We start from the raw sequence: 19,165 nt of genomic DNA on the forward strand, positions 1-19,165 counted from the left end.
GGGTTCACACCGTCGGCTGTGGCATCCCGACGCCCTCCCCGACGCCCTCCCGGAGGAGGACGGTGCGCAGGTCGTGCGGCGGGCGGCCGGTGAGCCGCCGGACCGTGTCGGTGGTACGGTCCTCGGCTCCCCCGGCGATGGCCCGGTCCATGGCGGCCAGTATCGCGGCGAACTCGGATGGGATGCCGGTGGTGCGCGTCAGGTGGTCGCACATCTCTTCGTACGTCAGTCGCCGGTGGGTCACGGGCCGGCCGGTGACATCGCCGTAGACCGCGGCGACGTCGTCGTAGCTCAGGGCCTCGGGGCCGGTCAGGACGAGATCGGTGCAGGGTGCGGTGCCGTCCGTGAGGGCGTGCACGGCGACGGCCGCGATGTCGCCCGCGTCGACGAAGCCGACACGGCCGTCACCGGTCGCCGTCAGGACGGTGCCGTGCTCGCGGAGGGTGGTGGCGTGGGCGTGGTCCCCGGTGAAGTTCTGCATGAACCACGAGGGTCGGAGCACCGCCCACTCCGCGAAGAGGCCGGGGAGTGCCTGGTGCACGGCTCCGACGGCCGGGCCACCGGCCGGGACGGCCGAGGAGCTGAGCAGCACCGCGCGGCGCACTCCGGCGGCGCGGGCCCGCTGGAGGAAGGGGAGCATGACGGCGGCCGGGTCGGGGTCGCCGACCGGCGGGACGAGGTACACGCGGTCGGTACCGCGGAGGGCGTCGCGGAAGGTGGCGGGGTCGTACCAGTCGAAGCGCGTCGAGTCGGCGCCCGGTACCGGGGTGGCGCGCCGGGACGCGGCTCTGACGCGGTGCCCGGCGGCGAGCAGGTGCGCGGTGACACGGCTGCCGGTGGTGCCGGTGGCACCGATGACGAGGACGGTGCCCTCGGTCGCGGTGGTGGTCATCGGGCGCTCCGGGTGAAGTCGGCGGCGGGGTCCTGCAGGGCGAGGGGGTTCCAGTAGTCGCGGTAGGCGGTGATGCGGCCGTCCCGGACGGTCACGACGACGACGTACGTCATGTCGAAGGGGCTGTCCGTCCGCACCAGGCGCCCCACTCCGCGCATCTCGACGACGATGACCTCGGGGTCGGTGGTCCGGTGGATCGTCAGGTCGGGGAAGTCGTGCAGGTCGATGTGGTCCGGGTAGTTCCGCATGTACGCCGCGACGGCCTCCCTGCCGTCCAGTCGGCGAGGCCAGCCCTCGGGAGCGAACGGGAACTCCGCCACGCCGTCCTCGGCCCACAGCCCGACCCAGGCGGGGATGTCCTTCTCCAGCAGCAGGCGCAGACTGTGGCGGAAGAGGTCCGCCGGTGCGGTGGGGGTAGGGGTGGTCGGGTTCGAGGACATGGGAGCCTCCATGGCATACGATGCGGACCGGTGGTCCGGTTTCTTGCTCTCGAAGATACGGACCGCCGGTCCGGATTGCAACCCGTAGCTAGCTGGAGAGAATCCGCATGACCGATCGCAAGCCGCGCAAGGACGCAGTCCGCAACCGTGCCTCCCTGCTCGCCGCCGCCGAGGAGCTCTTCGCGAGCCGCGCACGCCCCGAGGACGTGACCATGTCCGACGTCGCGGCTGCGGCCGGGGTCGGCAAGGGGACGCTGTTCCGCGCATTCGGGGACCGGACAGGGCTGATCCGCGCGCTGTACGAGGCGCGGTTGGAGCCGTTGAGGGATGCCGTGACCGCGGGGCCGCCGCCGCTGGGCCCCGGCACCCCGCCGCTGGAGCGAGTCCCCGCGCTACTGGACGCCGTCCTCTGCTTCAAGATCGACCACCGTCACCTCGCGCTGGCCCTGGAGGCGACGGGCAGCGACAGCCCCTACGACGCGGACCACTACGACCGGTGGCACGCCCTGCTGCGGGACGCGCTGGAGCAGGTGCCCGGGTTCGGGGGCGGCGACGGCTCCGGTGACTTCGCCGCACACGCGTTGCTTGCCGCCGTGCGGGCCGACATGGTGGAGCACCTGGTGGGGGCGCGTGGGGTGGAACGGGAGCGGCTGCGGAGTCAGTTGGCCGACTTCACGGCGCGGGTGCTGGGTCAGCGTTCGGAGGCGTAGGACAGGAAGGTCGCCCAAGCGGTGGGGGTGAGGGTGAGACGGGGGCCCCGGGGGTCCTTGGAGTCGCGGACGAGGATGTGGGCGGGGGTTGCTGCCACTTCGACGCAGGACGGGCCGTCGTCCGTGCTGTAGCTGCTTGTTATCCAGTTCAGCTCGGTACCGGTTCCGTCAGAGGGCTTGAGCGTCATGACTCTCCCAGCACTTTCTCGATGAAGGCCAGTGACTCCCGTGGCGCGAGAGCCTGCGCCCGGATGATTCCGTAGCGCATGTCGAGGACCGTGGTTTCCTTCGGGTCGGTGATCACGCGGTTCGTGAGCTGCACTTCGTACAGACCGATGGACTCGCCGGTCTTGAGTTTGAGTAGCCGGAACGGGCCGCCGAGGCCCGAGTTCTCGTCCCGACTCAGAGGCAGGACCTGGAGGTCGACGTTACGTGACCGGGCCGCCGCCAACAGGCGTTCGAGTTGGGCGCGCATCACCATCTTGCCCCCGATCGAGCGGCGGAGCGTCGTCTCGCACAGCACGAAGCTGAACAAGGGCTCGGCGTTCAGGGCTTCCTGCCGGGCCAGGCGTGCGGTGACCCGCCGTTCCAGTTCCTCCTCCGGGAACGGCGGTCGGCGAGAGGTGAAGACGGCTCGTGCGTAGTCCTCGGTCTGGAGCAGGCCGTCCACGACCGAGTTGTTGTACGAGCAGATCTCGACGGCCCCCGCCTCCAGGCGTTTCACGTCCCGCACCCTCTTCGGGTACCGGACCTCCGCCACGTCCTCCTTCAGCGCCGCGATCCTGCCGCTCGCCGCGAGTGCCTCGTCCGCCTGGTCCAAGTACTCGGGCCGGGGGATGCGCCGTCCCCGCTCCACCGACGAGACCAGTTCCTCCCCGTACCCGATCGCCGCTCCGAACTCCGCCTGTGTGAGGCCGGCCGCCTCGCGCCACAGCTTCAGCTGCCGTGCGACCGTCCGCACCACGGCCCCGGCCTCGGCGTCCTCCAGCTCCGCATCCCAGTCGTTCACGTCCACCGCCCCCTCCCGCCGAGCTGTTCTCTGTCCAACGCGCGCGCCCGCAGCCGGTCATGCCGTACCGCCCGGACGCAACCGGGCGCGGCCCGGACAGCCATCCGTCGCACGGGGGCACCTTCTTCACAGGCTACGCAGGTGTGAACACGCTGAGTGATGTGAATGAGCGAAGTGCCACGCCCGACATCCCGTCCCCGCCGCACCGGTTCACCGTGCCGCTCTCCGCCACGCGCCGTGGAGCGCGCCTCGCCCGGCTGCTCGCGACCGAGCAACTGCTGGACTGGGGGCTGCAACCCGACCCGGCCCGGCTCGTCGTCGCGGAACTCGCGGCGAACGCCGTGCTGCACGGCCGTGTCGCCGGCCGCGGCTTCCGCCTCACCCTCTCCGTCATGGGGTCCGGCACGCTGCGTATCGAGGTCGCCGACACTCGCGGTGATCGGTTGCCCGCGCCGTCGACAGCGGTAGGCGAAGGGCTCCCCGAGTCCGGACACGGCCTGCGTCTCGTCGAGGAGTTGGCGGACCGATGGGGCGTACGGATCGGGCCGGTGCCGGCGAAGACCGTATGGGCCGAACTCGATTCTGGAGTCTCGGCCTCGCGGGAGCCCTCGTCACCGGAGCCCGGAAACACGGGAGCCGGGGGCGCAGCGGCCGGGGCGGCGGGCGGTCAAGGAGTAAAGAACTCGGGGAAAGAACCCTCCCAACCAGCCAAACCTCTCGTACGTCACCCGCGGGGGTGAATCGGGGCGATCTGGCTGGCGCGTCGGCGGAACGGGCGGGCAGGCTCGGCCCGGAGAGCTACACAGACCGAACTTCAGACAATCCGCAGACATGCGACGGCCCCCGCCGGGACTAGCACTCCCGGACGAGGGCCTGACCACCAAGGAAGCAGGACCTTCCCTCATGGCTGTGCGCAAGACTAACGCTGCTGTACGTCCGCATCCCGGTGTTCCGCGATCCGGCAGCCCTTCGGGTGTCATCCAGCTCAAGGCTTACCAGCCGGAGCGGTACACGATCATCGGCAATCACCTCGCCCAGCACCGCGAGTTGTCCCTCGTCGCCATGGGGCTGGCCCTGCACATCCTGTCGTTGCCCGACGGTGCGGCCGTCGACATCCGCACGCTGGCCGGGCGTTTCCCGGAAGGACGCGACCGGATCGCCTTCGCGCTGCGGGAGCTGGAGGCGCACGGGTACTTCGAGCGGGTGCGGGAGCGCACGGGTGCGGGGCAGGTGGTGACGCGTACGTACGCGCACCACGTGCCGGGGCGTACGGCTCGGACGAGTGAGCCGGTGGTCCGGGATTCGGCAGTCCGTGAGCCGGTGCGCGAGCAGGTACCGGAGCCGGTTCCCGGCCGGGTCGTCGAGCTGGAGCCCGTGACCGTGCCCGAACCTGAGCGAGAAGATCCCTCTCCCGTCGAAGCAGAGCCCGTACCGGCTCCCCAGCCGTCGGAGCCACCTGCCGAGGAAGCGGTCCCCGGGCCTCACCACGAAGAGGCCGTCGCCGCGCTCACACGAGCACGCAAGCTCGACAAGCGGATCATGCTTTCTGAACGGGACGTGCAGTGCCTCGCGCCCGCCGCCGCCGAATGGATCGCCCGTGGGGTCGGTCGGGTGGCCCTGATGCAAGTGCTGACCGACCGGCTGCCGCCTGAGGTGCACAATCCGGCCGCACTGGTCGCCCACCGCCTGAGGGAGTGGCTTCCACCGTCGTTGCCGTCCACGGCGGACACCATCGTGGTCTCACCTCAGGACAGCGATGCCCTTCCGCTGCCCCGACAGGAGCTCTGGCGGGACTGCGAAGGCGACTGCGGGTGCGTCATCCACAGCTCGGGACCGGAGCGGATGTGCCGAGACTGTCGTGTCGCCCGGACGGCTGCCCCTGATCCCGACCTGGTTCATAGCGAGGTCAGTAGGGCGATCGCGCTGTAACCACGATCGTCCCCATTCCCTGGTCACCCGGTGCCGGAAGGCATGTCGCCCGCACGTCCGTGAAGCCGTGGCGACGTGCCAGCTCGGCCCATGCCGCGGGGGGATAGCACCAGCGGTCAACGGTCATCTCGGTGCCCCCAGGCCCCTTCCCGTACATCAGCTGGCGGCCATGGAGGTGAGAGGCGGTCTCGCCGTGCGAGAAGGCGAACAGGCCGCCAGGTGTCAGCCGCTTGGCGACGAGCGGGAAGAGCTCTTCGGGGTCCGTGAACCATACGGCGCCCCAGATGGAGAACACCGCGTCGTACGTCTCGTCGGTCTCCCGTAGGTATCGGACGATGATCGACGAAGCTGCGCGGGCAGCCCGTGGCCTCTCCGCTGTGGCCCCGGCGGATCGCCTCTTCTCCATCACTCCTGCATCCGTGCGTCTCTATGAGGTGGGAGTGCACTGGGCCCTCGGTGATGCCGGGGCCGCGATCAGGGCAGGCCAGCAATTGCACCAGGACCAGTTCGCCACCGCCGAGCGAAAGGCGCGCCTGCACACGGACATGGCCCGTGCCTGGTGGCAGTGGGGCAAGCCCGAGCAGACGGCACAGTCTCTGCTGAATGCCTTCCGCGTCACCCCGGAGGTGCGGGACCGGCCCAGTATGCGAGCCATCGTCCGGGAGCTTCAACGCAAGCACCCGCACGTCAGCGGTGTTCGCGAGCTCTCCCGCGCAGTCCTTGCCGAGTAGGACGGGAACGTATCCACACGAGGTGCACGACGTTCGTGCGGTGAGCGTAGGGCCGACGCCGCGTCGGTAAAGGTGCATCTGGGACAGGCGTAGCGTGGAAGGCATGACGCAGTACGGATCCTTCCCCGGAACACGGCCTCGTCGGCTTCGCACCACCCCCGCGATGCGTCGGATGGTGGCCGAGACCAGGCTGCACCCCGCCGACCTCATCCTGCCCGCCTTCGTGCGGGAGGGTGTCGGTGAGCCCGTGCCGATCGCGGCGATGCCCGGTGTCGTGCAGCACACCCGGGACAGCCTGAAGAAGGCGGCGCTGGACGCGGTGGAGGCCGGGATCTCCGGGATCATGCTGTTCGGTGTGCCGGAGGAGTCGAAGAAGGACGCCCTGGGGACCGCCGGGACCGATCCGGACGGAATTCTCCAGGTCGCGCTGCGTGACGTGCGGGCCGAGGTCGGGGACGAGCTCCTCGTCATGTCCGACCTGTGTCTCGACGAGTTCACCGACCACGGGCACTGCGGTGTGCTCGACGCGGAGGGGCGCGTCGACAACGACGCCACCCTGGAGCGGTACGCCGAGATGGCGCAGGTGCAGGCCGACGCGGGCGCGCACGTCGTCGGGCCGAGCGGGATGATGGACGGGCAGATCGGGGTCATCCGTGATGCCCTTGATCAGATCGGGCGTGAGGACGTCGCGATTCTTGCGTACACCGCCAAGTACGCGTCCTCGTTCTACGGGCCCTTCCGGGAGGCCGTCGGGTCCTCGCTGCAGGGCGACCGCAAGACGTACCAGCAGGACGGGGCGAACATCCGCGAGTCGATGCGGGAGCTGGCGCTCGACCTGGCGGAGGGCGCCGACATGGTGATGGTCAAGCCGGCCGGGCCCTACCTCGACATCCTCGCCCGGGTCTCGGACGCCGTGGACGTGCCGGTCGCCGCGTACCAGATCTCCGGCGAGTACTCGATGATCGAGGCCGCCGCCGAGAAGGGGTGGATCGACCGGGACGGCGCCATCCTGGAGTCGCTGCTCGGCATCAAGCGGGCCGGGGCGCGGAACATTCTCACGTACTGGGCCACCGAGGTCGCGCAGAAGCTGCGTTAGCCGTTGTCCGTACGCGAAGAGGGCCCCGCATGTCGCATGGCGCGGGGCCCTCTTCGTGTGCCGTTGCGGCTCAGGAGTACAGCGCGTCCTCGATCGACTGCTGCCAGTAGGTGACCCGCAGCGTGCTGTCGAAGTACACGCCGTCGCCCGGCAGGTTCACCGTCGTCGCGGGACCGGAGCCCTCGCCGTTCAGGTCCTGGAAGCCGATCGAGACCTTGTCGGCCTTCTCGGGGTTCTCCCCGCTGCCGTCGGCGGAGGCGAGCATGACGCCCGCGTAGCCGGACTCGCCGGGGGCGAGCGTCACCACGGCCTGGGGCTTGGTGTACTCCGCGATCTGCGGGGCCCACTGCATCTGGCCGAAGCGGACCCACGGGTAGTACGGGAGGTCGCAGAGCTTGTCACCCTTGTTCGTGACGGTGACCAGCATGTGGTTCAGGGGGCGGGACACCTCCTGAACGGTGACCTGGGTGTTGGAGCTGTTGCAGATGTCGCGGTTCTCGGGGGCGTACGGGTCCTCCTCGGTCGCGCCCTCGGCTGCGTCCGAGTCCGTGTCCGGCTTCACGTTCGGCTTCGACTCCACGTTCGTGCTCGTGTTCGCGTTCGTGTCCGAGGCCGTGTTCTTGTCGGAGTCCTTCGCCTGGGTCATCCCGGTGTCGGTCGAGCCCGAGCCGCCCGCGGGCTTCTCGGAGGCCGTCACGGCGGGCTGCGAGGCGCCCTCGTCCTGGACGCCCGTTCCGTCCTGGCACGCCGTGAGCGAGAGGGCGGCGAGCGCGGCGGCGCCGGCGAACAGGCCCGTACGGAGCCGGGTACGGGTGGCGGGACGGAGCGAGGTACGGAAGGCGCGCATGGCTGATTCCCCCTGTGGAGTAGATGGGTCGAAGCCGACCGCTCGACCGGTTTCCGGGAGCGGCGTGCTTGGATGACCACAGCTTGGGGGGCGCTCCGTCCCGGCCGCCACACCTGGCGGGCCATCAGGGACGCTGGAACGCTTGAATGGGTCATGACCTGCGGGAATGGCCCTTCCCTGGAACACTGGAATGGGACGCGGGGAGTGGGAGAGATGGTGTCGGAGGCCGATGCGGCTACCGCTTTCGCGGCGATGCTGCGGGGGTTGAAGGATCGTTCCGGACTCAGTTACGGGGCGCTGGCCAAGCGGCTCCACATGAGTACGTCGACGCTGCACCGGTACTGCAACGGGGATGCCGTGCCCACGGACTACGCGCCCGTGGAGCGGCTCGCCCGGCTCTGCAAGGCGTCCCCCGAGGAGCTCGTGCAGCTGCACCGGCGGTGGGTGCTCGCCGACGCGGCGCGTGGGCGCAAGGGGGGTGGCGAGGGGGCGGCTGCCGCCTCGGGCGCGGTGAATGAGTCACGTGCTGGGAGCGAGGCGGCGGGGGGCGAGCAGGCGGGGAACGCTGGGCGGCAGGGAAGCGCTGGGCAGCCGGGGAGATCGGGCGAGCCCGAGCCCGGGTCCGAGCCCGGGTCCGAGTCCAAGCCCGGGTCCGAGTCCAAGCCCGGGTCCGAGTCCGAAGCGGAGTCCACCGACGAACCGGCGGGCCCGGGTGAGCTGGTCAGCTCCCCTGGGACTGGGACTGGGACTGGGACTGGGACTGGGACTGGGACTGGGGTTGGGGCTGGGGCGGAGGCTGGGGCGAGAGCGGGCGCAAGCGGTGGCGGGAAGCGCCGGCGTACGCGTACGGCCGTCGTCGCCGGGATCGCCGTCGCCGCCGTGCTCGGTGCGGTGACACTGCTCGTGAACCTGCCCACCGACAACGGGAAGGACGACGGCCGTTCCGGCCACGCCGAGGTCGCCGCGCCCGTCGAGTCCGGGAACGGGGACGGGGAAGCGGATGAGGACACCTCGCCGTCGCCGTCGCCTTCCTCCTCGCCGTCCACGGCCTCGCCTTCCGCGTCCGCGTCCGCCCCGGAGGAGGGGGAGCGGCAGCGGGACGAGGCCGACGCCACGGGCCCGGCCGAGGGCGAGGAGCAGGGCGGCGACACCGCGTCCGGTCCGCCCCTGACCGTGCACACGCAGCCGTACAGCTGGGAGAGCCCCTGCGACGCCCGTTACCTGGTCGACGCTCCGCCGTCCGAGGTGGGCCCGCCACCGGTCGAGGGCAACGCGGCCGCCTGGGTGCGGGCGGAGGGCGCCGTCACGTCGGGGAAGCAGTTCATCATCCTCACCGTGCAGGGGACCGGGCCGGAGACGGTGGTCGTGGAGAACATCTCGGTCCGTATCGCCGCCAAGCGGTCGCCGCTCGCCTGGAACGACTACGCCATGGCGTTCCCCGGTGCCGGCTGTGGCGGCGGTGTCCAGACCCGTACCTTCAACGTGGCACTGGACGCCGTCCGCCCCGGTGTCGAACCCGAGGCGGGCAGCGACGACTTCCCGTACAAGGTGAGCGAGTCGGACCCGGAGGTCTACTACATACGGGCCGACGCCTCCGCGTACGACGTGAGCTGGTACCTGGTGCTGAAGTGGTCCAGCGGCTCGCGGCAGGGGACGCTGGTCGTCGACGACGAGGGCCGGCCGTTCCGTACGAGCGGTAACAACGGCCGTCCCGCGTACGAGCACCCGCTCGACGGGTCGGGATGGGTCGAGGAGGGGACGACGCTCGGCGAGCAGCAGGGCGGCTGACGGGACGCACGCCCGCCTCAGCCGACCGTGCCGAACCACGCCTCCGCCAGGTCCTCCAGGTGCGGCCGGGGCGGGGCGGGCAGCTCGCGCAGGTTCCAGACCAGGTCGCTGTAGACGTGCAGCAGCGCGTACGCGAGCAGTTCGCGCGGGGGGTGCGGGGCGCGGCCGTACGCGGCGTAGAAGCGGCCGAGCTGCCGGGGGTCGGCGCGGGTGAGGAACAGGGCGGCGCCCGCGAGGTCGTACGCCGGGTCGCCGATCATGACCGGTTCGAAGTCGAACAGGCCGGTGAGGCGCCAGCCGTCGGCCGGGTCGACGATCAGGTGCTCGCGGATGAACTCGGTGTGCAGGAGCACGCCCCGCGGTGACGGGGCGAGCGGCACGGAGCGGAGGAAGTCCGGGATCTGCTCCAGCCAGGGCTGCGGCAGTCCGGTGGAGCGGTGGTGGTCGAGCGCGTTCGCGCGCCGCGCGGCCACGAACCGGCTCCAGTCCGCCGGTCCGACGACGTCGGTGAGCGGCGCGGGGTCCATCGCGTGCAGCGCGGCCAGCAGTTCGGCCGCCTCGGTGACGAGCCGGTCCCGGTCGGCCGGCGGGATACGCGGCCACGTCCGGCCGAGGCCCTCGCCGGGCAGCCTGGACATCAGCAGGTAGCGCCAGTTGTGCTTGTACAGGTCGGCCGCGTGCACCCTGGGCGTCGGCACCGGGAGCCGGCCCTCCAGGTGGGACAGCACCCGCGCCTCTCTGATGGCCTCGGCGGACTCGAACCCGGGATACAGCTTCAGCACGAGCGAGTCGCCGACCTCGTACACCGGCAGCGACCCCTCCTCGAACCGCAGCACTCTGATTTTTCCTAGGCCGAGTTGCAGGCAGAGGTCCTGGACGGCCGGGCGCAGCAGCGCCTCGTCCCGAATGATCTCGTCCAATTCGTCGACCGTGTCCACGCTGGGCAGCATGCGCGGCAGCCTAGAGGTGCCGGGGCCCGTCCGTATGGCGGAACGTATGGATGTAATAGGCACCGGTTTATTTAGGGTACGGTTCGGTCTTTTGCCATCTCTCGTGCCGCCTCTTGCGCCATCTCCCGTGCCGTCTTCCGCGCCACCTCCCGTGTCCCCGAGGAGCCGCCGTGACCAGCAGTTCGCCAGTGCCTTCGCTCGCCGCCCGGGTCGCCGCGGTCGGCGGGTCCCCCGTACGGGACATCCTCGCGGTGACCGAGCGGCCGGAGGTCGTCAACTTCGCGGGCGGGCTGCCCGCGCCGGAACTGTTCGACACCGAGGGCATAGCGGCCGCCTACCGGGACGTCTTCGCGGAACTGCCGGGCCGGGCGCTCCAGTACGCGACGACGGAGGGCGACCCCGCGCTCAGATCCGCCCTCGCGGCGCGGCACACCGTCCGCGGGCTGCCCACCGCGGCGGACGGCCTGCTGGTCACCACCGGTTCGCAGCAGGCGCTGTCGCTGCTCGCCACCGCCCTGCTGGAACCCGGCGACACCGTCCTCGTGGAGGAGCCCTGCTATCTGGCGGCCCTGCAGACCTTCGGTTTCGCGGGCGCGCGGATCGTCGCCGTGCCGGGCGACGGCGACGGGGTGGACCCGGACGCGCTGGCGGAACTGGTCGTGCGCGAGCGGCCCAAGCTCTTCTACACCGTCCCCACCTTCCAGAACCCGACCGGGCGCACCCTGCCCGCCGCGCGCCGTGCGGCCGTCGCCTCGGTGGCGGCCCGGCACGGGGTGTGGATCGTCGAGGACGACCCGTACGGCGAACTGCGCTTCGAGGGCGAGCGGGTGCCGTGGATCGCCACGTACCCGGGCGCGGAGGACCGTACGGTGCTGCTGGGCTCCCTCTCCAAGGTCATGGCGCCCGGCATGCGGCTCGGCTGGCTGCGGGCGCCCGCGGCGCTGCGCCGGGCCTGCGCGGTCGCCAAGCAGGCCGCCGACCTCCACACCCCGACCGTCAACCAGCTGGCCGCGGCCCGCTATCTGGCCGACCGTGACCTGGACGCCCATGTGGCGCGGGTGGCCGTGGTCTACCGCGAGCGCCGCGACGCCATGCTCGCCGGTCTGCCGGACGCCCTCCCGCGGGGGTCCACGTGGAGCCGGCCCGAGGGCGGGATGTTCCTGTGGGTCCGCCTGCCGGAGCCGTACGACACCACGGCCCTGCTGCCCCGCGTCGTCGAGCACGACGTGGCGTACGTGCCCGGGGCGCCCTTCCACGCCGGTGCACCGGACCGGGGAACCCTCCGGCTGTGCTTCGTCACGCAGACGCCGGAGGAGATCGGGGAGGGGCTGCGGCGGCTGGCGAAGGGGCTGGCGGGACAGCCGCCCGGGCGGGGCTGACCGTCCCGGGCGGGGCCGCGTCCGTCAGTCCCACCAGAAGGACCACAGCCGCTGCCCGAGCACCTCCTCGGCCGCGTACGCGCGCAGGGAGCCGTGGCGTCCCCGCGTGAGGTTGTCCGGGCAGAACGCGTAGTGCTCGGCGGCCACGGCCTCGGCTTCCGCCCCGGTGGCGGGCGGGGCCGCCACCGACAGGACGAGCTGGTCGAAGGTGAGCCCGACGACCCGTATCCCGAAGCGGTCCTCCCAGGAGCGGAGCACCGCGCAGAGCCGGGCCACGTCGTTCTCGTGGTTCAGCGGGCCCGTCCAGCCGATCGCCGCCGGTATGTCGGCGCTGCGGCGTGCGGGGACCAGCGCGAGGCGCGGCTCCTTGAGCCGGCCGCCGTCGGCCAGGAGGGAGTCGGCGACCTCGGCGGCGCGGGCGGCCGGAGAGGCGGTGAGCGTCCCGGCGGCAGCGAGCCCGGGCCACCCGGCCGCGAGAAGCTCGTCCGCCCCGTCCCTGTCACCGTCCCAGAACTCCGCCAGCACCTCCTCGGCGTCGTGGTCCCCGGGGTACGACATCATCGCGGGCGCCAGCTCCCACTCGTCCGGCGCGCCGTGCGCGCTCCCGGTCTCCATCAGCACCGGCAGCAGCCCCACCCGCGCCGCCGGCGAGCCCAGGGCCGTCCAGGCGCCCGGGGCGGCGTCGTACGCGCCGTGCCACAGCAGCGGCTCGTGCCACGGGCCCTCGGCCGTCGCGTCGATCAGTCGCCCGAGGGGGAGCGCGAGACCGAGCGAACGGCCGCTCGGGTCGGCCGCCAGCCGGGGCAGCGGGTTGGGGAGAGTCGCCATGCCCGTGACTGTAGGGGGGACCACTGACATCGTCACGGCCCTCGCGGCCTCGCGCCGCGGGGCGGGGCGGGGACGATCCGGTACCACGCCGGGGCCGGGGAGGAGGCCGGGGATGGGGCCGGGCACGGGGGCGGGCACGGGGGCGGGGGCGGTCAAATCCGTTGGTGGGCTAGGTTGTTGACCGGTTTGATTGACCTTGCAACGACCAAGACCGGCGACCAGCGACCGGCTTCCCAAGGAGACGTGCATGTCCGGTGACGCCCTCGGCCAGGACCCCGCGGAGCTGAGGAGGAGGATCGACAGCAGCAAGGCGCATCCGGCCCGCGTGTACGACGTCTTCCTCGGCGGCAAGGACCACTACCCGGCGGACCTCGACGCCGCCGCCGCCGGGCTCGCCGCCAACCCGCGCGGTTACCTCGACGTCCGCCACAACCGCGACTTCCTGCGCCGCGCGGTGACGGCGCTGACGCGGGAGGACGGCATCCAGCAGTTCCTGGACATCGGCACCGGCCTGCCGACCGCGGAGAACGTCCACCAGATCGCCCAGCGCATCGCCCCCGAGTCACGGGTCGTCTACGTCGACAACGACCCCGTCGTCCTCGCCCACGCACGCGCCCTGCTCACCAGCGGCCCCGAGGGCCGTACCGACTACATCGACGCCGACCTGCGGGACCCGGCGCGGATCCTCGAACAGGCCGCGAAGACCCTGGACTTCGACCGGCCGGTGGCGCTGTGCCTGGTCGCCGTCCTGCACTTCGTCGAGGACGAGGCCGCCTACCCGCTGGTGCGCGATCTGCTCGGCGCGCTGCCCTCCGGCAGCCGGCTCGTGCTCAGCCACCTCACCGAGGACCTCAACCCGGAGAACATACGCGCGGTGCAGCGCACCTACACCGAGCGTGGCTTCACCTTCGTGCTGCGCAGCAAGCAGGACGTCGAGCGCTTCTTCACGGAGAACGGGCTGGAGCAGGCCGCCCCGGGGGTCGTGCCGGCGCACCACTGGCGCCCGGACCACGCCGCCCCCGTGCCGGAGCGGCCGGAGGAGTCGTACCTGGCGGGGCTGAACGACATCGAGAAGGTCCGGTACGCGGACATCAACGACGTCACGGACGCGGACATCAACGTGTACGCGGGGGTGGGCGCCAAGGTCTGACGCGCACGCCGATGCCCCGGCCCCGGGCGGAACCGGGGGCCGGGGCACGCGCGTCACAGGCTCTCAGAGCCGCTCGGGCGTCCTGATGCCCAGCAGCGCCATGCCCCTCTGCAGCGTGCGCGCCGTGAGGTCGACCAGGAACAGGCGGTTCTCCACCTGCTCCGGGGTCTCCGCCTTGAGGACCGGGCACTGGTCGTAGAACGTGGTCAGGTGCGAGGCCAGCTGGTACAGGTACGCGGCCAGCTTGTGCGGCTCGTGGCCCCGCGCCACCTCCAGCAGCAGCTCGCCGAACTGGTCCAGGTGCAGGCCGAGCGCGCGCTCCGCGGGAGCCAGGTCCAGCTCCGGGTGGGCGGCCGGCCGGGCCTCGCCGGCCTTGCGGAGGATGGACTGGATACGGGCGTACGCGTACTGGAGGTACACGGACGTGTCGCCGTTGAGCGAGACCATCTGGTCCAGGTCGAACTTGTAGTCCCGGACCGCCGACGTGGAGAGGTCCGCGTACTTCACGGCGCCGATGCCGACGTACCGGCCGTTCTCGGCGATCTCCTCCTCGGTCAGGCCCACCTTCTCGGCCTTCTCGCGGACCACGGCCGTGGCGCGGTCGATCGCCTCGTCGAGGAGGTCGACCAGCCGGACCGTCTCGCCCTCACGGGTCTTGAACGGCTTGCCGTCCTTGCCGAGGACCGTGCCGAAGGCCAGCTGCTCGGCCGTCGTGTCGTCGTTCAGCCAGCCGGCCCGCCGTGCGGTCTCGAAGACCATCTTGAAGTGCAGGGACTGCCGGGCGTCCACCACGTACAGCAGGGTGTCCGCCTTCAGGTTGAAGACCCGGTCGCGGATCGCGGAGAGGTCGGTGGCCGCGTAGCCGTAGCCGCCGTCGGACTTGCGGACGATCAGCGGGACCGGGTTGCCGTCGGGGCCCTTGATGTCGTCGAAGAACACGCACAGCGCGCCCTCGGAGTCGACGGCCACGCCGGACTCCTCCAGGAGCCGGCAGGTCTCCTCCAGCATGTCGTTGTAGCCGGACTCGCCGACCACGTCGGGGTCGCGGATCTCCATGTCCAGCTTGTCGAAGACCGAGTAGAAGTAGATCTTCGACTCGTCCACGAACTTCTGCCAGAGCGCCAGGGTCTCCGGGTCGCCCGCCTGGAGGTCGACCACCCGGCGCCGGGCCCGCGTCTTGAACTCCTCGTCGGAGTCGAAGAGCGCACGGGAGGCCTTGTAGAGCCGGTTCAGGTTGGACATGGCCTCCTCGCCGGAGACCTCGCCCCCCTCGTGGTCCAGCTCGTGCGGGTGCTCGATCAGGTACTGGATGAGCATGCCGAACTGGGTGCCCCAGTCGCCGATGTGGTGGCGCCGGACCACCGTCTCGCCCGTGAACTCCAGGATCTGCACGACCGCGTCACCGATCACGGCGGAGCGGAGGTGGCCGACGTGCATCTCCTTGGCCACGTTCGGCTGGGCGTAGTCGATGACCGTGGTGCCCGCGTTCTCCGCGTACGGCACGCCGAGGCGGCCGTCGGGGTCCGCGTACCGCGCGGCCAGGTTCTCCGTGATCGCCCTGTCGGTGATCGTGACGTTGAGGAAGCCGGGGCCCGAGACCTCGACGTCCTTCAGCAGGTCACCCGACTCGATCCGGGCGACGACCCGGGTCGCCAGCTCCCGCGGGTTGGCCTTGGCCTTCTTGGCGAGGGCGAGGATGCCGTTCGCCTGGTAGTCGGCCCGGTCGCTGCGTCGCAGCAGCGGGTCCGCGTCGGCGGCCTCCGGCAGGGCTGCCGAGAGGGCGTTCGCGAGGCGCTGGTGGACGGAGGCGGTGAGGGACTGGACCGAGGCCATGGAGTGGGTGCCGTTCTCCTCGTGGGTACGGGTGGATGTGGCCAGTATCCCACGGGGGGTCCAGCGGTTTTCCCGGGTGACGGGGCGGTTCTCGCCGTCCCGCCGCCGGCCCGCCACCGCCGTGAAAAGGCGTTTTCGTGGTTGTGGCCCGAGCTGGGAGAATGGATGCGGTCAGCCGTGCGACCGTCCCGGCTGCGGATGAGGAAAGAAGGACGTGCCGATCGTGGCTCAGAGCACCGAGACCACCGACTGGGTCTCCCGTTTCGCGGATGAGGTCATCGAGGAGTCGGAGCGCCGGGCCCCGGGCAAACCCGTCGTCGTCGCGTCCGGTCTGTCGCCCTCCGGCCCCATCCACCTGGGCAACCTCCGCGAGGTCATGACCCCGCACCTCGTCGCGGACGAGATCCGGCGGCGGGGGCACCAGGTGCGCCACCTCATCTCCTGGGACGACTACGACCGGTACCGCAAGGTGCCCGCGGGCGTCGCCGGTGTCGACGAGTCGTGGGCCGAGCACATCGGCAAGCCGCTGACCTCCGTCCCGGCGCCCAAGGGCTCGGCGCACCCGAACTGGGCCGAGCACTTCAAGGCCGCCATGGTCGAGGCGCTGGCCGAGCTGGGCGTCGAGTTCGACGGCATCAGCCAGACCGCGCAGTACACCTCCGGCGCCTACCGCGAGCAGATCCTGCACGCGATGAGGCACCGTGGTGACATCGACGCGATCCTCGACCAGTACCGGACCAAGAAGAGCCCGGCGGCCCAGGCGAAGAAGTCGCAGAAGCCCGTCGACGAGGCCGAGCTGGAGGCCGCCGAGGGTTCGGGCGCCGCGGCCGAGGACGACGGCAGCTCCGGCTCCGCCGGCTACTTCCCGTACAAGCCGTACTGCGGCGACTGCGAGAAGGACCTCACCACCGTCACCGCCTACGACGACGACACCACCGAGCTCACGTACACCTGCACCGCCTGCGGCTTCACCGAGACGGTTCGGCTGAGCGAGTTCGACCGCGGCAAGCTGGTGTGGAAGGTCGACTGGCCGATGCGCTGGGCGTACGAAGGTGTGATCTTCGAGCCGAGCGGGGTGGACCACTCCTCGCCGGGATCGTCGTTCCAGGTCGGCGGGCAGATCGTCGGGATCTTCGGGGGCGAGCAGCCGATCGGGCCCATGTACGCCTTCGTCGGCATCAGCGGGATGGCGAAGATGTCGTCCAGCCGCGGTGGCGTGCCCACCCCCGGCGACGCGCTGAAGATCATGGAGCCGCAGCTGCTGCGCTGGCTGTACGCCCGCCGCCGGCCCAACCAGTCCTTCAAGATCGCCTTCGACCAGGAGATCCAGCGGCTCTACGACGAGTGGGACAAGCTGGACGCCAAGGTCGCCGACGGGACCGCGCTCCCGGCCGACGTCGCCGCGCACGCGCGCGCGGTGGGCACGGCCGCCGGTGAGCTGCCGCGCACGCCCCGGCCGCTGCCGTACCGCACCCTGGCCTCCGTCGCCGACATCACCGCCGGGCACGAGGACCAGGCGCTGCGCATCCTGAGCGACCTCGACCCGGCGAACCCGCTCGGCTCGCTGGACGAGGCGCGGCCCCGGTACGACAGGGCCGAGGCGTGGATCAACACCCACGTGCCGGCCGACCAGCGCACCATCGTGCGCGAGGAGCCCGACGCCGAGCTGCTGAAGTCCCTGGACGAGCAGGCGCGGGGCTCGCTGCGGCTGCTGCTCGACGGGCTCGACGCGCACTGGTCGCTGGACGGGCTCACCCACCTCGTGTACGGCGTGCCCAAGGTCCAGGCCGGGTTCTCCGCCGACGCCACGCCCAAGGAGCTCCCGCCGGAGATCAAGGGCGACCAGCGGAAGTTCTTCGCGCTGCTCTACCACCTGCTGGTCGGGCGGGACACCGGTCCGCGGCTGCCCACGCTGCTGCTGGCGGTGGGGCAGGAGCGGGTGCGCACGCTGCTCGGGGACTGATCGCGGCTGTCACGACGGTGGGGGCGCCCGGAGATCTCCGGGCGCCCCCACCGTCGTGGTCGCGGGGATCAGGCGATGTGGTCCTCCTCGAGCTCCGCGTTGAAGCGGAGCTCGAAGCGGTCCGAGAGGGCCTTGAGAGCGCTCGGGCTCAGCTTCGTGCCGTACGTCGCCTCGATGTTGTCGCCGAGGGTCTTCGGGGTGGGCAGGCTGCCGTCGATCGACTGGCGGAAGACCTGGTAGTACGCCTCCTCCTCGGCCTGCTCGTCCGGCTGGGCCGCGGGGGCCGGCGCCGGGGCCTGCGCCTGTGCCGGTGACGGTTCCTCACGGGGGTGGGGGATGGGCAGCTGGGCCTGCTGCTGCGGCTGGTGCACGCCGCCCTCGCCGAGCTGGCGCGTGCGGCCGGGGCCCGCCGGGATGGGGAAGCTGCCCGTCTCCTCCGACGACGAGGCCGGCTGGTACTGCTCCGGCTGCTGCTCCTCGTACCACTGTTCGTACTGCTTCTCCGGGTCGTACGAGGGGTCGTAGCCGCCCTGGTACACGACGTCCTGCGGGGTCGTGGCGGCGAACCACGGGCTCTGCTGCTCCGCTTCCGCCCCTGCTGCCTCCGCTGCTGCCTCTGCTTCGGCTTCCGCCCTCGTCGCCCGGGCGGGCTGCTGCGGACCCTGCGCGGCAGGGGCCTGCGCGGCGGAGGTCTGCCGGGGTGCGCTCTTCGTCAGCTGTGCCGGAGCGGCGGCGCGGCCGTCCTGCGCCACGGCCGCGGGTGCCGGGCCCGGTGCCGGCTCCAGCTCCGGCTGCTGCGGGGCCGGGGGCAGCAGTGCCGGCTCGATGCCCGCCGCGGCCAGGCCGGCGGGCGCGGTGTCCGCCAAGGGCACGCCGTAGCGGGCCAGCCGCAGCGGCATCAGCGACTCCACCGGGGCCTTGCGGCGCCAGGCGCGGCCGTAGCGCGAGCGCAGGCGGGCCTGGTAGACGAGGCGCTCCTGCTCCAGCTTGATCACCTGGTCGTAGCTGCGCAGCTCCCACAGCTTCATGCGGCGCCAGAGGAGGAAGGTGGGGCCCGGCGAGAGCAGCCAGCGGGTGAGGCGGACGCCCTCCATGTGCCGGTCCGCCGTGATGTCGGCGATGCGGCCGACCGCGTGCCGCGCCGCCTCGACCGTCACCACGAACAGCACCGGGATCACGCTGTGCATGCCCACGCCCAGCGGGTCCGGCCACGCCGCCGCGCCGTTGAACGCGATCGTCGCCGCGGTCAGCAGCCACGCCGTCTGCCGCAGCAGCGGGAACGGGATGCGGATCCAGGTGAGGAGGAGATCCAGGGCGAGCAGGACACAGATACCCGCGTCGATGCCGATGGGAAGGACGTAGGAGAAGTTCCCGAAGCCCTTCTCGACGGCGAGTTCACGGACGGCCGCGTACGAACCCGCGAAGCCGATACCGGCGATGACGACCGCACCGGCGACGACCACGCCGATGAGAACGCGGTGCATCCGTGTCAGTTGCAGTGGCGCGGCCACCCGTTTCTCCCCTCCCGAAGCGTGTAGTTGCGCGCTACAGGGTGGCACACGTGTGCGGTGTGCCGATTACCGGTGCGTCTGGTGCGACTTGTGCGTCTGATGCGCGTGT

18 protein-coding genes are annotated in these 19,165 nt (G+C 71.5%); 9 read left to right on the plus strand and 9 right to left on the minus strand.

Going from position 1 to position 19,165, the window contains the following annotated elements:
- Positions 1–4: 4 nt before the first annotated feature.
- Both IEZ04_RS17100 and IEZ04_RS17105 read right to left on the minus strand, forming a co-directional pair.
- Positions 5–892 carry an NmrA family NAD(P)-binding protein gene (locus tag IEZ04_RS17100; protein ID WP_189217749.1) on the minus strand — a complete coding sequence of 296 codons (888 nt, stop codon included), beginning with the start codon at positions 890–892 and terminating at the stop codon, positions 5–7.
- A complete protein-coding gene (locus IEZ04_RS17105; RefSeq protein WP_189217750.1) occupies positions 889–1,332 on the minus strand; it encodes a nuclear transport factor 2 family protein in 444 nt (147 codons plus the stop codon). The genes IEZ04_RS17100 and IEZ04_RS17105 overlap by 4 nt, the downstream gene beginning before the upstream one ends.
- 107 nt (positions 1,333–1,439) lie before the next feature.
- Between IEZ04_RS17105 and IEZ04_RS17110 the strand changes: the two genes are divergently transcribed.
- Positions 1,440–2,042, plus strand: a complete 603-nt coding sequence (locus IEZ04_RS17110; RefSeq protein ID WP_189217751.1) for a TetR/AcrR family transcriptional regulator — start codon at positions 1,440–1,442, stop codon at positions 2,040–2,042.
- On the opposite strand, the gene IEZ04_RS17115 is transcribed toward IEZ04_RS17110, so the two are convergent.
- Both IEZ04_RS17115 and IEZ04_RS17120 read right to left on the minus strand, forming a co-directional pair.
- Entirely contained in the window at positions 2,024–2,230 is a 207-nt protein-coding gene (locus IEZ04_RS17115; protein ID WP_189217752.1) for a DUF397 domain-containing protein, read from the minus strand. The two genes, IEZ04_RS17110 and IEZ04_RS17115, sit on opposite strands and share 19 nt — an antisense overlap.
- The gene (locus IEZ04_RS17120) at positions 2,227–3,051 is read right to left on the minus strand and encodes a helix-turn-helix domain-containing protein (protein WP_189217753.1); all 825 of its coding nucleotides are present in this window, start codon (positions 3,049–3,051) and stop codon (positions 2,227–2,229) included. Before IEZ04_RS17120 ends, IEZ04_RS17115 begins: the two co-directional genes overlap by 4 nt.
- 161 nt (positions 3,052–3,212) lie before the next feature.
- Here IEZ04_RS17120 and IEZ04_RS17125 point away from each other — a divergent pair, with 161 nt between their 5' ends.
- The 4 genes from IEZ04_RS17125 (at position 3,213) to hemB (ending at position 6,807) form a co-directional block, all read left to right on the plus strand.
- Entirely contained in the window at positions 3,213–3,791 is a 579-nt protein-coding gene (locus tag IEZ04_RS17125; protein ID WP_229821091.1) for an ATP-binding protein, read from the plus strand.
- A gap of 163 nt (positions 3,792–3,954) precedes the next feature.
- A complete protein-coding gene (locus IEZ04_RS17130) occupies positions 3,955–4,980 on the plus strand; it encodes a helix-turn-helix domain-containing protein (RefSeq protein WP_229821092.1) in 1,026 nt (341 codons plus the stop codon).
- Between the two features lie 284 nt (positions 4,981–5,264).
- Positions 5,265–5,711 (plus strand): hypothetical protein, encoded by a 447-nt coding sequence (locus tag IEZ04_RS17135; RefSeq protein WP_189217754.1) that lies wholly within the window; start codon positions 5,265–5,267, stop codon positions 5,709–5,711.
- Between the two features lie 103 nt (positions 5,712–5,814).
- Positions 5,815–6,807, plus strand: a complete 993-nt coding sequence (gene hemB / locus IEZ04_RS17140; protein WP_189217755.1) for a porphobilinogen synthase — start codon at positions 5,815–5,817, stop codon at positions 6,805–6,807.
- 70 nt (positions 6,808–6,877) lie between these two features.
- Here the strand turns inward: hemB and IEZ04_RS17145 are convergent, their stop codons facing one another.
- Positions 6,878–7,654, minus strand: coding sequence for a DUF4232 domain-containing protein (locus IEZ04_RS17145; protein ID WP_189217756.1), 777 nt, complete (start codon positions 7,652–7,654; stop codon positions 6,878–6,880).
- 213 nt (positions 7,655–7,867) lie between these two features.
- On the opposite strand from IEZ04_RS17145, the gene IEZ04_RS35975 reads away from it, so the two are divergent.
- A complete protein-coding gene (locus tag IEZ04_RS35975; protein ID WP_189217757.1) occupies positions 7,868–9,442 on the plus strand; it encodes a helix-turn-helix domain-containing protein in 1,575 nt (524 codons plus the stop codon).
- 17 nt (positions 9,443–9,459) lie between these two features.
- Here the strand turns inward: IEZ04_RS35975 and IEZ04_RS17155 are convergent, their stop codons facing one another.
- Positions 9,460–10,392, minus strand: a complete 933-nt coding sequence (locus IEZ04_RS17155; protein WP_189217758.1) for a phosphotransferase family protein — start codon at positions 10,390–10,392, stop codon at positions 9,460–9,462.
- A gap of 170 nt (positions 10,393–10,562) precedes the next feature.
- Between IEZ04_RS17155 and IEZ04_RS17160 the strand changes: the two genes are divergently transcribed.
- Positions 10,563–11,771, plus strand: coding sequence for an aminotransferase-like domain-containing protein (locus IEZ04_RS17160; RefSeq protein WP_189217759.1), 1,209 nt, complete (start codon positions 10,563–10,565; stop codon positions 11,769–11,771).
- Between the two features lie 24 nt (positions 11,772–11,795).
- On the opposite strand, the gene IEZ04_RS17165 is transcribed toward IEZ04_RS17160, so the two are convergent.
- Positions 11,796–12,599: a DUF4253 domain-containing protein gene (locus tag IEZ04_RS17165; protein ID WP_189217760.1), complete on the minus strand. Its 804-nt coding sequence runs from the start codon at positions 12,597–12,599 to the stop codon at positions 11,796–11,798.
- Positions 12,600–12,846: 247 nt separating this feature from the next.
- Here IEZ04_RS17165 and IEZ04_RS17170 point away from each other — a divergent pair, with 247 nt between their 5' ends.
- Positions 12,847–13,749 carry an SAM-dependent methyltransferase gene (locus IEZ04_RS17170; protein ID WP_189217761.1) on the plus strand — a complete coding sequence of 301 codons (903 nt, stop codon included), beginning with the start codon at positions 12,847–12,849 and terminating at the stop codon, positions 13,747–13,749.
- Between the two features lie 63 nt (positions 13,750–13,812).
- On the opposite strand, the gene argS is transcribed toward IEZ04_RS17170, so the two are convergent.
- The gene (gene argS / locus IEZ04_RS17175) at positions 13,813–15,582 is read right to left on the minus strand and encodes an arginine--tRNA ligase (protein WP_189217762.1); all 1,770 of its coding nucleotides are present in this window, start codon (positions 15,580–15,582) and stop codon (positions 13,813–13,815) included.
- A gap of 214 nt (positions 15,583–15,796) precedes the next feature.
- Between argS and lysS the strand changes: the two genes are divergently transcribed.
- Entirely contained in the window at positions 15,797–17,545 is a 1,749-nt protein-coding gene (gene lysS / locus IEZ04_RS17180; protein WP_189217763.1) for a lysine--tRNA ligase, read from the plus strand.
- A 68-nt stretch (positions 17,546–17,613) separates the two neighbouring features.
- Here the strand turns inward: lysS and IEZ04_RS17185 are convergent, their stop codons facing one another.
- A complete protein-coding gene (locus tag IEZ04_RS17185; RefSeq protein WP_189217764.1) occupies positions 17,614–19,056 on the minus strand; it encodes a DUF2637 domain-containing protein in 1,443 nt (480 codons plus the stop codon).
- Positions 19,057–19,165 lie beyond the last annotated feature (109 nt).

Source organism: Streptomyces ruber (assembly GCF_014648075.1).
Lineage (GTDB): Bacteria > Actinomycetota > Actinomycetes > Streptomycetales > Streptomycetaceae > Streptomyces > Streptomyces ruber.